At 53.4% G+C, this 13614-nt stretch carries 16 protein-coding genes; 6 read left to right on the plus strand and 10 right to left on the minus strand.

The window, feature by feature from the left end; genetic code table 11:
- The 3 genes from oppC to oppF are packed head-to-tail and all read left to right on the plus strand — an operon-like array spanning position 1 to position 2926.
- Positions 1-909: an oligopeptide ABC transporter permease OppC gene (gene oppC, locus JG725_RS02540; RefSeq protein WP_199376425.1), complete on the plus strand. Its 909-nt coding sequence runs from the start codon at positions 1-3 to the stop codon at positions 907-909.
- The gene (locus JG725_RS02545) at positions 909-1907 is read left to right on the plus strand and encodes an ABC transporter ATP-binding protein (RefSeq protein ID WP_172287715.1); all 999 of its coding nucleotides are present in this window, start codon (positions 909-911) and stop codon (positions 1905-1907) included. Before oppC ends, JG725_RS02545 begins: the two co-directional genes overlap by 1 nt.
- The gene (gene oppF, locus JG725_RS02550) at positions 1904-2926 is read left to right on the plus strand and encodes a murein tripeptide/oligopeptide ABC transporter ATP binding protein OppF (RefSeq protein WP_199376427.1); all 1023 of its coding nucleotides are present in this window, start codon (positions 1904-1906) and stop codon (positions 2924-2926) included. Before JG725_RS02545 ends, oppF begins: the two co-directional genes overlap by 4 nt.
- Before the next feature lie 64 nt (positions 2927-2990).
- Here the strand turns inward: oppF and JG725_RS02555 are convergent, their stop codons facing one another.
- Together JG725_RS02555 and cls are read right to left on the minus strand one after the other, a co-directional pair.
- Positions 2991-3314: an HI1450 family dsDNA-mimic protein gene (locus JG725_RS02555; RefSeq protein ID WP_172287712.1), complete on the minus strand. Its 324-nt coding sequence runs from the start codon at positions 3312-3314 to the stop codon at positions 2991-2993.
- Positions 3315-3369: 55 nt separating this feature from the next.
- Complete coding sequence (cls, locus tag JG725_RS02560) at positions 3370-4830, minus strand: cardiolipin synthase (protein WP_199376428.1); 1461 nt, start codon at positions 4828-4830, stop codon at positions 3370-3372.
- Positions 4831-5024: 194 nt separating this feature from the next.
- On the opposite strand from cls, the gene JG725_RS02565 reads away from it, so the two are divergent.
- Positions 5025-5201, plus strand: coding sequence for a YciY family protein (locus tag JG725_RS02565; protein WP_172287709.1), 177 nt, complete (start codon positions 5025-5027; stop codon positions 5199-5201).
- A gap of 53 nt (positions 5202-5254) precedes the next feature.
- Here the strand turns inward: JG725_RS02565 and JG725_RS02570 are convergent, their stop codons facing one another.
- On the minus strand, positions 5255-5551 hold the full coding sequence (locus tag JG725_RS02570) for a YciI family protein (protein ID WP_199376429.1): 297 nt from the start codon (positions 5549-5551) through the stop codon (positions 5255-5257).
- Positions 5552-5739: 188 nt separating this feature from the next.
- Here JG725_RS02570 and tonB point away from each other — a divergent pair, with 188 nt between their 5' ends.
- Positions 5740-6516 carry a TonB system transport protein TonB gene (gene tonB, locus JG725_RS02575; RefSeq protein ID WP_199376431.1) on the plus strand — a complete coding sequence of 259 codons (777 nt, stop codon included), beginning with the start codon at positions 5740-5742 and terminating at the stop codon, positions 6514-6516.
- Between the two features lie 228 nt (positions 6517-6744).
- On the opposite strand, the gene yciA is transcribed toward tonB, so the two are convergent.
- The 4 genes from yciA to JG725_RS02595 form a co-directional block, all read right to left on the minus strand.
- Positions 6745-7167 carry an acyl-CoA thioester hydrolase YciA gene (gene yciA, locus JG725_RS02580; protein WP_172287705.1) on the minus strand — a complete coding sequence of 141 codons (423 nt, stop codon included), beginning with the start codon at positions 7165-7167 and terminating at the stop codon, positions 6745-6747.
- A 43-nt stretch (positions 7168-7210) separates the two neighbouring features.
- Positions 7211-7774 (minus strand): septation protein A, encoded by a 564-nt coding sequence (locus tag JG725_RS02585; protein WP_172287703.1) that lies wholly within the window; start codon positions 7772-7774, stop codon positions 7211-7213.
- Positions 7775-7972: 198 nt separating this feature from the next.
- Positions 7973-8725, minus strand: coding sequence for a YciC family protein (locus JG725_RS02590; protein WP_172287701.1), 753 nt, complete (start codon positions 8723-8725; stop codon positions 7973-7975).
- 105 nt (positions 8726-8830) lie between these two features.
- Entirely contained in the window at positions 8831-9187 is a 357-nt protein-coding gene (locus JG725_RS02595) for a YkgJ family cysteine cluster protein (protein ID WP_199376433.1), read from the minus strand.
- Positions 9188-9470: 283 nt separating this feature from the next.
- On the opposite strand from JG725_RS02595, the gene ompW reads away from it, so the two are divergent.
- Positions 9471-10106 (plus strand): outer membrane protein OmpW, encoded by a 636-nt coding sequence (ompW, locus tag JG725_RS02600; protein ID WP_172287697.1) that lies wholly within the window; start codon positions 9471-9473, stop codon positions 10104-10106.
- A gap of 92 nt (positions 10107-10198) precedes the next feature.
- On the opposite strand, the gene trpA is transcribed toward ompW, so the two are convergent.
- The 3 genes from trpA to trpCF are packed head-to-tail and all read right to left on the minus strand — an operon-like array spanning position 10199 to position 13608.
- Positions 10199-11002, minus strand: coding sequence for a tryptophan synthase subunit alpha (trpA, locus tag JG725_RS02605; RefSeq protein ID WP_172287695.1), 804 nt, complete (start codon positions 11000-11002; stop codon positions 10199-10201).
- Entirely contained in the window at positions 11002-12195 is a 1194-nt protein-coding gene (gene trpB, locus JG725_RS02610) for a tryptophan synthase subunit beta (protein ID WP_172288758.1), read from the minus strand. Before trpB ends, trpA begins: the two co-directional genes overlap by 1 nt.
- A 45-nt stretch (positions 12196-12240) precedes the next feature.
- Positions 12241-13608, minus strand: coding sequence for a bifunctional indole-3-glycerol-phosphate synthase TrpC/phosphoribosylanthranilate isomerase TrpF (gene trpCF, locus JG725_RS02615; RefSeq protein ID WP_199376435.1), 1368 nt, complete (start codon positions 13606-13608; stop codon positions 12241-12243).
- Positions 13609-13614: the final 6 nt, after the last annotated feature.

Genomic DNA, 13614 nt, shown 5'->3' on the forward strand with positions numbered 1-13614 from the left:
ATGTTTTGGAATCGCAGAGATATTGAGGCGTTGGATAATTTCAGCGAGCAGATGGAAATTGAAGGCCGCAGCCTGTGGCAAGACGCCCGGCAGCGGTTTATTCACAATCGCGCCGCCTTGGCCAGTCTCGTTATGCTGGGACTGATTACGTTATTTGTGATCGTCGCTCCGCTGTTATCGCCCTTTAATTATGCGGATACGGACTGGAGCATGATGTCATCCGCTCCGGATATGGCGTCCGGGCACTATTTCGGTACGGATTCTTCAGGGCGCGACCTGCTGGTGCGCGTGGCCATTGGCGGACGGATTTCGTTAATGGTGGGGGTGGCCGCCGCGCTGGTCGCGGTGATTGTCGGCACCTTGTATGGGGCGCTGTCCGGTTATCTTGGCGGCAAAGTCGACTCGGTGATGATGCGTCTGCTGGAGATCCTCAACTCATTCCCGTTCATGTTTTTCGTTATTTTGCTGGTGACCTTTTTCGGTCAGAACATGCTGTTGATCTTTGTGGCGATCGGCATGGTGTCCTGGCTGGATATGGCGCGTATTGTCCGCGGGCAGACGCTCAGTCTGAGACGTAAGGAGTTCATTGAGGCTGCGGTGGTTTCCGGGGTATCGACGCGCGGCATAGTGTTACGTCACATCGTACCGAATGTCCTGGGCGTGGTGATGGTGTATGCCTCATTACTGGTGCCGAGCATGATCCTGTTTGAATCATTTCTGAGCTTTCTGGGGCTGGGAACCCAGGAGCCGTTAAGCAGTTGGGGCGCGCTGCTGAATGATGGCGCCAATTCCATGGAAGTGTCTTCCTGGCTACTGTTTTATCCCGCCGCATTTCTGGTGGTGACGCTGTTTTGTTTTAATTTTATCGGCGATGGCCTGCGTGATGCCCTCGATCCGAAAGATCGCTGATGAGGTGTCGCATGAATAGGATGGATTCAACCGAAGCGCTGCTGTGCGTTCAGGATTTACGGGTGACGTTCCGTACCCCGGACGGCGAAGTGACCGCGGTAAACGATCTCAATTTTACCCTGAATGCGGGGGAGACGCTGGGGATTGTCGGCGAGTCCGGCTCGGGAAAATCCCAGACCGCATTTGCGCTGATGGGGTTGTTAGCCGGCAATGGTTATATCAGCGGTTCGTCACGCTTTCATGGCCGCGAGATCCTCAATCTGCCGGAGCGTCAGTTAAATAAGTTACGCGCTGAAGAAATCGCCATGATATTTCAGGATCCGATGACGTCGTTGAATCCCTATATGCGGGTCGGCGAACAACTGATGGAAGTGCTGATGCTGCATAAGCGTCTTGGCAAAAGTGAAGCCTTTGAAGAATCGGTCAGAATGCTCGACGCGGTAAAAATGCCGGAAGCGAGAAAACGCATGAAAATGTATCCGCATGAGTTTTCCGGCGGCATGCGGCAGCGCGTGATGATCGCTATGGCGCTGCTGTGCCGCCCCAAACTGTTGATTGCGGATGAGCCGACAACGGCGCTGGATGTGACGGTGCAGGCGCAGATTATGGCGTTATTGAACGATCTGAAACGCGAATTCAATACCGCCATTATTATGATCACCCACGACCTGGGGGTGGTGGCCGGTATTTGTGACAAGGTGCTGGTAATGTACGCGGGACGCACCATGGAATATGGCAGCGCGCGTGATGTGTTTTATCGCCCCAGTCATCCATACTCCGTCGGGCTGCTGCATGCCGTTCCCCGCCTGGATGCGGAGGATGAAACGCTGGCGACCATTCCTGGAAATCCGCCTAATTTGCTGCGGTTGCCGAAAGGTTGCCCGTTTCAGCCGCGCTGTCCCTATGCGATGGATGTGTGTCATGGCACGCCGGCGCTGGAGTCTTTCGAACAGGGTCGCCTGCGAGCCTGCTTTAGAGCCATCGAGGAGGTGTTATGAATAAGGAGGAGGGAAAAACAGTCTTGCTGGAAGTGGCTGATTTGAAAGTTCACTTTGAGGTGAGGGATGATAAACAATGGTTCTGGCAGCCGGCGAAAACGCTGAAGGCGGTGGATGGCGTTACGCTGCGCTTGTATGAAGGCGAAACGCTGGGCATCGTGGGCGAATCCGGCTGCGGCAAATCCACCCTGGCGCGCGCCATTATCGGTCTGGTGAAGGCCACGTCCGGACACATCACCTGGCTGGGAAGAGATTTGCTGGGGATGAACGATATGCAGTGGCGCAGGGTGCGCAGCGATATCCAGATGATTTTTCAGGATCCGTTGGCGTCGCTTAATCCGCGGATGACGATCGGTGAAATTATCGCGGAGCCGTTAAAAACCTACCATCCCAAACTTTCTCGTCAGTCGGTGAAAGAACGCGTCAAAGGAATGATGCTGAAGGTCGGTTTACTGCCCAATTTGATCAATCGCTACCCGCATGAGTTCTCCGGTGGACAGTGCCAGCGTATAGGCATCGCCCGGGCGTTGATTCTGGAACCGAAACTGATCATCTGCGATGAGCCGGTTTCCGCGCTGGATGTCTCCATTCAGGCGCAGGTTGTCAACCTGCTGCGGCAATTGCAGCGTGAAATGCGGCTGTCCCTGATTTTCATTGCGCATGATTTATCGGTGGTGAAGCACATTTCCGACCGGGTGCTGGTTATGTATCTGGGGCATGCGGTGGAGCTGGGAACCTATAACCAGGTCTATTACCATCCGCTGCACCCGTATACCCGGGCCTTGATGTCGGCCGTTCCCATTCCTGATCCGGATAAGGAAAGAAATAAGCGGATACCGTTGCTGGAGGGGGAACTGCCTTCGCCGATTAATCCGCCTTCGGGATGTGTCTTCCGTACGCGTTGTCCGATTGTCGGCCCCGAGTGTGCGATAACCCGACCGCTGCTGGAAGGGAGTTTCACCCATGCGGTATCCTGCCTGAAAGTGGACCCGCAGTCGTTGTTGCCGGAGAAAGCCTGATGATTATCTCCGTCGTCCCTAGGATAAGGGGCGACGGGCGTAGATAGGTCAGAAAAGCGACGGCCTATTCTTTCCACAGGATATGGCAAAGCTTGTGGTCTTTTTCCCGGCAAATCAGCACGCGGGCAAAAATGTCGGTGATATCCTCGCCGTCTTGTTCCGCCAGCCCTATTACCACTTCGGCAAAGAAATCGGGGTTAAGGTCGAAATCAACATGTTCCAACCAGTCCTCGGCAGGATCGAATAACTCGGCGCCGCCGCGTTCCTCGAACTGTAGGTTAAACAGCAAAATATCCGCCGGGTCGAGATTATCCGCCGCCAACTCAAGAAAGATATCGTAGGCCTGTTCCAGCGTTTCGTCTTCGCTCAGGCGATTATTCAAATCCATACAAGATATCCTGTTAATGCGTGATGGCGCTATTAGAACACGGGAAAAACCATATTTATAGCAGGGGGCTGAAAAAGTAAAACAGTCGCTCGACGATCCGCTGCCAATAAGGCCGATTTTGCCATTCAATTTCATTCACCAGCGTGGAGCGGGCAATATAATCTTCCTGCACACAGGCGAGGTCGGTGCCGAAACCCGCATCGTCAATCACCACGGTAATTTCAAAGTTTAGCCACAGGCTGCGCATATCGAGGTTGACGGTGCCGATCAGACTCAATTGCCCATCGACCAGCACGCTCTTGGTGTGCAGCAGTCCGTCTTTAAACTGATGGATTTTTACCCCCGCCGCCAGTAATTCGGCAAAAAATGCCCGACTGGCCCAGCCCACCAGTACGGAATCATTTTTATACGGCACGATGATGCTGACATCCACACCGCGTTGCGCCGCGGTGCATATGGCGTGCAGCAGGTCGTCGCTGGGCACGAAATAGGGCGTGGTCATAATCAACTGCTTACGCGCGGAGTAAACCGAGGTTAACAGCGCCTGGTGGATCAACTCTTCCGGATAGCCCGGCCCGGAAGCAATCAACTGGATGGTATGCCCGGTTTCTTGTTCAAACGGCATCATATTGACGTCGGGCGGGGGCGGCAATAGCCGTTTGCCGGTTTCCATTTCCCAGTCGCAGCAGTAGATAATGCCCAACGTCGTCGCAACCGGACCTTCAATACGGGCCATTAGATCAACCCACTGACCCACGCCTGCGTTCTGCTTGAAAAAACGCGGATCGACCATGTTCATGCTGCCGGTATAGGCAATACGATTATCGATCAGAATAATTTTACGATGCTGGCGTAAATCCATACGCCGCAGAAATGCCCGAAGTAAATTCACTTTTAACGCTTCGGCGACCTCAATACCGGCGGTGCGCATCAGTTCCGGGTAGCGGTTGCGAAAAAACTGCACGCTGCCCGCGGAGTCGAGCAATATCCGGCAATTCACGCCGCGGCGGGCGGCGGCAATCAGTGACGACATGACTTGATCGACCATCCCGCCGGCCTGCCAGATATAGAACACCATCTCAATATTGTTATGGGCAAGTTCAATATCGCGGATCAGCGATTTAATGGTGTCATCAAAGGTGGTCAGCAGTTGCAACTGGTTGCCTTTTACGCCGCCCACGCCCTGACGGCGTTCGCACAGTTGAAATAATGCGCTGGCGACCTCGCTGTTTTCCGTAGCGAAAATCCGCCGGTATTCTTTCAGTTCACGCAGCCATTTCGCCGTGGATGGCCACATTTTACTGGCGCGTTCCGCCCGGCGTTTGCCAAGGTGTAATTCACCGAAAGAGAGATAAGCGACAATACCGACAAGGGGCAGAATGTAGATAACCAGTAACCAGGCCATGGCGGAGGGAACCGTCCGACGTTTCATCAGAATACGCAGGGTAACACCTGCGATCAGCAACCAGTAACTGAAAACAAGCAGCCAACTTATTACGGTATAAAATGTTGTCATAAAGGCAGCGGAGATCCCTTCTGTAAGTCATCGACAAAGTGTACGCATAGTTTGATAAAAGAGGAAATGTCTTTGCTCTGAATAAAATAGCGCTATTGATGCATTGTACGCTAAGGGAAATGCAAACACTGCTTGGATCGCGCAATCAAGGGCCTATAATATGCGCCGCGAGTTACTGATATAAGAGTTATGCCATGAAACGCAGCCGGAATGAAGTCAGCCGTTGGAGGATGTTGCGTCAGATGCAGCGTCGAAAAGGTCGCTGGCTGGAGGCGCAATCGCGCACTTACCGCCATATTCACTACGCCCGCTATTTGCAGCAAAAACAGCAGCGGCGCGCGCTGTTATATGCGGTAGCCTACGAGTGGTAATCTGCTGAAAAAATTAGCGGCCGCATCGAACGGCCGTTAATTTTTCATACACATCAAAAAACTTTTTTGAAGGGTTTTACCGTTACCTGCTGGTAAACGTTGGCGGCAACGTAGGGATCGTCGTTTGCCCAGGATATCGCGTCCTCCAGCGAGGGAAATTCGGCGATAATGATTGAACCGCTAAAACCGGCGGCGCCCGGATCTTCGCTGTCAACGGCCGGCAGGGGGCCGGCTGTAATAAGTTGTCCTTGATCCTGCAACTGTTTCAGTCGGGCAAGATGAGCGGGTCTTGCCGCCAGTCGTTTCTCCAGTGAATCGGCGGAATCTTCGGCGTAAATAACATATAACATCGGCGAGCCTCACAGGTTGGGGTAAAAGAAGTGATTTATCATACGTGATGGAACGGCAGGGGCAATAGACTGATTTGCCAGATAAATAAAGTTTAGCCTGGTTTTTTTTAACAATCACACGTGTTGTTATTGAATATGATTGCTATTTGCATTTAAACTTGGGCGGCATAAGAGGATGAAGACATACTATGCCGCAAAAAAAGTTTCTCCTGACCCGCCGCTATTCATGGCCGTTTATACTTTCAGTTGGCGTTCACAGTTCACTGATTGCGGGTTTGCTGTACGCGTCGTTTAATAACGCGATCGAGCTGCCTCAGCACGCTAAACCAATCAGCGTGGTTATGGTGAATCCGGCCGCGCTTGAAGCGGCGCCAGCGGCAGAGCCCGCTCCCTCTGAACCGGAACCGGTAAAACAGCCGGAACCTGTTCCCGAGCCTGAGCCAATCCCGGAACCCGAGCCGGTTCCTGAACCTGAACCGATCCCTGAGCCTGTCCCCGTACCGCTTCCTGAACCGAAGCCACAACCTAAACCTAAGCCAAAACCGGTGAAGAAGGTGGAGCAACCGAAACCGGTCAAACGGGAGAAGGTCGCTGAAAAACAGCCGCCGGCACCCTTTACCAGCGATGAACCAACGCGAAATGTGACCAATGCGCCAGTCAGACAAGCTCCCGCGCCGGTAGCGAACACACAGTCGACAGGGCCGAGACCGCTTAGTCGGGTTCAGCCGCAGTATCCGGCACGGGCATTTTCATTGCGGGTTGAAGGCCGGGTGAAAATGCAGTTTGATGTGGATAGTTCCGGACGGGTAGACAACGTTCGGGTGGTTTCAGCAGAGCCTCGGAATATGTTTGAACGTGATATCAAACAGGCGATGCGGAAATGGCGTTATGAGGCCAACAAGCCGGGTAAGGATTTGGTCGTGACCATCGTCTTCAGGATTGATGGCGGGGCGGTGATGGAGTAATCACGCCTGCGTTTAGGAGAAAAGCCGCTACCAGCGGCTTTCAGACCGTTGACAAAGCCTGTTATTAGGGAGAGCGTGGCGAGGGGGCGTAGCGGCGTAAGCCGCCGGAGCGCCCCTCGGTACGGTAGGCCCGGGTATCTCAGGCTTACAGACGACTTTGTCAGCAACCTCAAGCCGCTATCAGCGGCTTTTCTCTTTTGTGGGATGGCTGGCGCAGCAAAGCGCGTATCAGTCTTCGGGGTTAAAGTGACATTTGCCCATCGGCAGCTCGCGCGGACGACTGTCTTCATCAACGGCGACATAAGTAAACAGCGCCTCGGTCGCACGATAGCGTTGGCCGATCGGTTCGGATGATACTTTCTTTACCCAAACTTCGACGTTCACATTGATGGAGCTACGGCCGGTACGCACGCAACGCGCGTAGCAGCAAATGACGTCGCCGACGGCGACCGGTTTTAAAAACGACATTCCGTCGACCCGTACGGTCACGACGCGGCCTTCTGCGATCTCCTTTGCCAGAATAGCGCCGCCCATGTCCATCTGCGACATTAGCCAGCCGCCGAAAATATCCCCGTTTGCATTGGTATCCGCAGGCATTGCCAGAGTCCGAAGTACCAGCTCGCCCTGAGGTAACACGTTTTGTTGGCTCATTGTGGTATCAATAAATTATGCTGTTTTTATCAAGCGGGCATTGTTAGTGCTCGCCGCCGTTTTCTTCTGACTTTTCCCGATCGTCAGGCAAATGCCGATAAATATAAACGCCGCAGATCAATGTAAATAGCAGGGTAACGCCAGTCAAACCAAAGACTTTGAAATTAACCCAAACGCTTTGCGGCATCCAGAAAGCAATATAAATGTTTAACAATCCGCACGCCAGAAAGAACATGGCCCAGGAGAAGTTCAGTTTTCCCCAAACCGCCTGCGGTAGGGTTAACTCTTTGCCCAACATTCTCTGGATCAACGTTTTTTTCATCACGAACTGGCTGAACAGCAGCGCGATGGCGAATAGCGCATAAATGATGGTGACTTTCCACTTAATAAACTGATCGTTATGGAATACCAGCGTCAATGTGCCGAAAATGGCGACCATGGCAAAGGTCACCAGCATCATCTTTTCTATTTTACGATAAATCACCCAGGTGACGATCAGCGCCAGCGCTGTCGCCGCGATCAACGCACCGGACGCAACATAGATGTCATACAGTTTGTAAAAAACAAAAAAAACCACCAGCGGGAGAAAATCAAGAAGTTGCTTCATTGTGTCAATCCGTCACTCACTAATTTGTTGACGATAACCCGGATGGCTATCTGATAACTGCGCGTATTATCCTTTATTGTGGGGCACAGTTCCCTTGATATCGTAATAATTTGCAGAAAATTACGATTGGAAAGGTTGGCGGCGCAGTAACAATAAAAAACAAGAAGATGTGCCGCAGCTTGTACGGCACAGGTTAAATCAGGCGCGAAGCAGCATATAAAGGCGGAACAGATAGATCAGCAGGATAGCGGATATCAGGTTACTCAGGCCATTTAGCAACACCGCAATGACGGTCGGCGAAAATATCGGGATTTTGGTCACCAGCAGCAGAATGGCAACTTTGATCAATAACCACAGGATCACGGCCGGCGCGGTGACGCGTAGGTTGGCATAAGCCAGTTTCGCGCTTGCCTTGATGGAGCCGAATACGCCACGTTTCTCAACGACGGCAATAACCGGCGACAGGCTTAATGCGATAGCCAATAACACGCCCGGAACAACCAGAAACAGCATGCCAAGCTGAACCAACAGGGTACAGAACAGGATCAGGATAAAAAGGCGGGGTAAGACGGGCGCGGAGGCGCCGATCGCCCGCAACGCGCTGGTGCGATTACCGGCGGAAACCATCTGAATCAGCAGCAGTATGCCGCCGGTAAGAATCGCGTTGCCGATCAAGGCGGCAAAGGTTCCGGCCGCAGACATTTTGAGCAGCACGGTTTGCTGTTCCGGGGTCATCTGCTGGATCAAGTCCATCATACCCAGTTCGGCGGATGAGGAGAGATCGCCGCTGGCGGCGTTAAGCGTTTGTAATTCCTCATTGCCGGGGGCTAAGGCCTGATTCAGAATGACAGTAATGAACGCGGTCAACAGCGCCATCATCAAAATACTGATGAACTGATTACGCGTAAAATTCATTGTGTCACGGTACAAAGTGTTAGCCGTGATAGGCATGCAAACTCCTTGAGAAAAGATAAGCAATGTTACTTAGCCTTTAATTGTAACCTGTTACGCCAGACTGTGGCACCCCCGCAGGGGGCGCGATCTTCTCATTTCTCATCATCCCGCCGCCGATGGTTCAATGGCGGCGATCAGCGGTGGCAATCCATAACTGGCCCGCGCACGATTGCAGGCGTCATTTATTTGGCCGTTTTCTCCGGATTGCATAAATTCACGACATGGCGATGGCCGATTAACATAAATCGAACAGCTGACATTGACGCCGATCTTGCCTTCCAACGCACAGCAGCGAGGATTTTTGCTATTTGAACCCTGCATGCAGCGTAAAAAAGGGGTAAGAGGTTCTGTGAGTAAGGCAGGTACTACGCCGCCGCCATCATCAGCTTCAGCCCAGTAGAAAGATACCCTGAAATAAGCGCAGCAAGCGCCGCAGTGCATACAGGCATTGTCACTCATTTAATTAATTACCGCCCTTAACCGGTATTGAATCCTGTCAGTCAGAATAAAAATCTAGCGCTGAAATCACCCTTTTGGCAGCGTATTTTTCCCAAAACGCATTTTATGTATCTTTAGTTATTTTTGATGTAGATCAATTCTTGCATTTTTAATGAGTTACGTAGAATTGATCGAGTTCGTTTTTTGCAAAAAGTATTTAAAAGATGTGATCTGGATTAAAACAACAATACCCACATGGAGGTATATTTCGCTCGAAATTTAAACCATATAAAGGGAGTGGATAATGAAAAAAGCGTCTTTTGTATTACTGGCTGCTGCACTTATGCCGGCATTTGCCCAGGCTCATCAGGCGGGTGATATCATTGTTCGTGGCGGAACGGCAACGGTTCGTCCGGTGGAAGGGTCGGATAATGTGCTGGGAAGTCTGGGATCGTTCAAGGTTGATAATAATACCCAGTTGGGATTGACGTTCAGTTATCTGGTGACCGACAACATTGGCGTGGAGTTATTGGCGGCGACGCCGTTCACCCATCGCGTCGGCCTTAACGGCGTCGGCAACATTGCCGAAGTCAGCCACTTGCCGCCGTCTCTGGTCGCACAGTATTACTTTGGCGATAAAGCCGACAAGCTGCGTCCTTACCTGGGCGTCGGTCTGAACTACACCATGTTTTATGATGAAAAATTCAATCAAAGAGGGAAAGATGCCGGGCTGAGCGATCTGAGCCTGAAAAATTCCTGGGGCGTGGCCGCGCAAGCCGGTCTGGATTACAACCTGGATGAAAACTGGTTGATTAATGCGTCACTGTGGTGGATGGACATCGACACGGAAGTGAGGTTTAAAGCGGGCGGCGAACAGCAAAACGTCAGCACCCGTTTGGACCCGTGGGTGTTTATGTTTGGCGTCGGATATCGTTTCTGATGTTAATGACATGATGCGCCAGCCTGCCCGGCGGCGCATCAAATCGCCAACGGCGGATAACTATCCGCCGTTGGCGCTGTGTGGAAATGTTATCAACGCGTTGCCGCTTTCATTTCGCTGACAAAGGCGTGAAGCTGCGCCAGCATTTCGTCAGGTTGATGCTGGTTTTTTTCAATAATCCGCACGATTGCCGAGCCGGAAATGGCGCCGGCGGCGCCCGCCGATAATGATTCCCGCACCTGAGAAGGCTCTGAAATACCAAATCCCTGAAGCGGCGGCGCGGCATGGTATTCATGCAGTTTGGCGACCAGGTGATGAAGCGGCAACTGAGCGCGTTTTTCCGCACCGGTGACGCCGGCGCGCGACAATAAATAGGTATAGCCACGGCCGTAGGACGCAATCTCACGCAGCAGGTCGTCATCCGCATTGGGCGGGCAGATAAAAATCGGGGCGATGCCGTGACGTTGCGCCGCGGCACGGAAAGGCGCGGACTCCTCAACCGGGACATCGGCGACCAGCACGGAATCGACGCCGATCTGCGCGCAACGTTGATAAAATTCATCAATGCCGTTGCTGAAAACCAGATTGGCATACATCAGTAAGCCGATAGGAATATCAGGGTATTTCTGCCGGATAGCGGCCAGCATCTCAAAGCAGTGGCCGGGGGTGGTGCCCGCGGCAAAGGCGCGCAGCGTGGCGTCCTGAATGGTTGGCCCATCGGCCAGCGGGTCTGAAAAGGGGATGCCCAGCTCCAGCGCGTCGGCGCCGGCCGCGATAAGGGTATCAATAATTTTCAGCGACTGCTCAGGCGATGGATCGCCCAACGTGACAAAGGGAACAAAAGCGCCTTCTTTATTGTCAGCCAGACGTTTGAACAGGTGTTGATAGCGCTCCATTAAATTTCTCCCCGATCTTTCAAAATATCGTGAACGGTAAATATGTCTTTATCGCCGCGGCCCGACAGGTTGACCACCAGAATTTGTTCTTTCTCCGGTTCCTGCTTAATCATTTTCAGCGCATAAGCCAGCGCATGAGAGGATTCCAACGCCGGAATGATACCTTCATGCCGGGAGAGTTCCTTAAAGGCATCCAGTGCTTCGTCATCGGTGATGGACACATAATCGGCCCGGCCGACGCTGTTCAGATACGCATGTTGAGGCCCGACGGAGGGGAAATCCAAACCGGCGGAAATCGAATAGGACTCTTCGATTTGCCCGTCAGCGGTTTGCATCATCGGAGATTTCATACCGAAATAGATGCCGACCCGCCCATGTTTAAGCGGCGCGCCGTGCTGTCCGGTTTCAATGCCGAGTCCGGCGGGTTCAACGCCGATCAGGCGAACGGCGGTTTCATCAATAAAGTCGGCAAACATCCCGATGGCGTTGGAGCCGCCGCCTACGCAGGCCAGTACGGCATCGGGCAAGCGGCCCTCTCTTTCCAGCAGCTGCGCTTTGGTTTCTTCACCGATCATGCGCTGAAACTCACGCACAATCGTCGGATACGGATGGGGACCCGCGGCAGTGCCCAGCAGATAGTGCGCGGTTTCATAGCTGCCGGACCAGTCGCGCAGCGCTTCATTACAGGCATCTTTCAACGTTGAGGAACCGCTGTGCACCGGAATGACCTCGGCGCCCATCAAGCGCATACGGAACACGTTGGGGGATTGACGCTCAACGTCTTTCGCCCCCATATAGATACGACATTTCAACCCCAGCAGGGCGCACGCCAGCGCGGTGGCGACACCGTGTTGCCCGGCGCCGGTCTCGGCGATGATTTCGCTTTTCCCCATCCGTTTGGCGAGCAGCGCCTGTCCCAGCACCTGGTTAGTTTTGTGCGCGCCGCCATGCAACAAATCTTCACGTTTCAGATACAGTTTGGTGCGGGTGCCGTGGGTCAGGTTTCTGCATAGGGTCAGCGCGGTCGGCCGTCCGGCATAGTTTTTCAGCAAATCAGTAAATTCGGCCTGAAACTCGGGATCCTGCTGTGCCGCGACAAAGGCTTCCTCCAGTTGACGCAGAGCCGGGATGAGGATCTGCGGCACATACTGGCCGCCGAATTCACCAAAGTATGGGTTGAGTAACGTCATAATATTCCTGTCTTTTATCGATTTAATATGAGCCGTGCTGCCAGGGTGTTACGGGGTTACGGCCCGTAATGCCTGAAAAACAGCCGCGATTTTATGCGCATCTTTTTTCCCGGGCTGACTTTCCACCCCGGAGTTGAAGTCCAGCCCGGCGCAACCCAGTCGGGCGGCTTGCGTACAGTTATCCGCGTTCAGACCGCCCGCCAACAGCACGTTGTCCAGGTTCTGGCCATTGAGCACCGACCAGTCGAACGCTTGACCGCTGCCGCCCTGAGCGTTATCCAGCACATAGCGGTCGATCGCCTGTAGATTTCTCTCGGGGAGGCCGGACGCGACGCTCAGCGCTTTCCATATTTGGCAGGCGGCGGGCAACTGCTGACGCAGCAAAGAAATGGTGTGTTGATCTTCGCCGCCGTGAAGCTGGACAGCCGCCAGATTCAACTGCTTGGCGATACTGACGATGCGCTCGACCGGCGCATCGCGGAACACGCCGACATAACGCAGCGGGGCGCCGTTGATAACCGCCGCCGCCTGTTCGATCTCGACATGACGGGGCGAGGCGTCGACAAAAATCAAACCGCCATAGACGGCGCCCGCCTGGTAGGCCGCCTGCGCGTCTTCCGCGCGGGTAAGGCCGCAGACTTTATTTTCTCCCAGAATAACGCGGCGCACGGCCAGCGTCAGATCGGGTTCGGACATCAAGGAGCTGCCGATTAAAAAACCGTTGGCGAACTGACTCAGCTCGCGAATTTGCGCATGACGATGAATCCCCGACTCGCTGATGACGGTCACCTCCGCCGGCAGACGTGGGGCAAGCCGGCGGGTACGCTCAAGATCGATGGAGAGATCGCGCAGATCGCGGTTGTTAATGCCGACCACCCGGGCTTCCAGTTGAATGGCGCGCTGAAGTTCTTCCTCGTTGCTGACTTCGGTCAACACGCCCAGCTTCAGGCTATGGGCGACATCGGCCAACTGCCGATACTGTTGGTCGTTCAGCACGGATAACATCAGCAGGATGGCGTCTGCCTGATAATAGCGGGCCAGGTAGATCTGATATTCCGAAATAATAAAGTCTTTACACAGCACCGGCTGATGAACCGCCGCGCTGACCTGCGGAAGAAAAGCAAAATCGCCCTGAAAATATTTTTCATCGGTCAGCACGGAAATGGCCGAGGCGTAGTCTTTATAGACCTGCGCAATCTTCACCGGATCGAAATCATCACGAATTAATCCCTTTGAGGGGGACGCTTTTTTGCACTCCAGAATAAACGCCGGCTGATTCTGGCGCAGCGCGTGATAAAAGTCCCGCTGGCTGGGCACGACATCGTGCCGGAACGTCGACAGCGGCTGCTTTTGCTGGCGATCTTCAACCCATAGGGCTTTATCACGCACTATTTTATTCAGTATGGTTTCCTGCATGACGGC

The sequence above is a fragment of the Brenneria sp. L3-3C-1 genome, assembly GCF_016456245.1.
GTDB lineage: Bacteria > Pseudomonadota > Gammaproteobacteria > Enterobacterales > Enterobacteriaceae > Brenneria.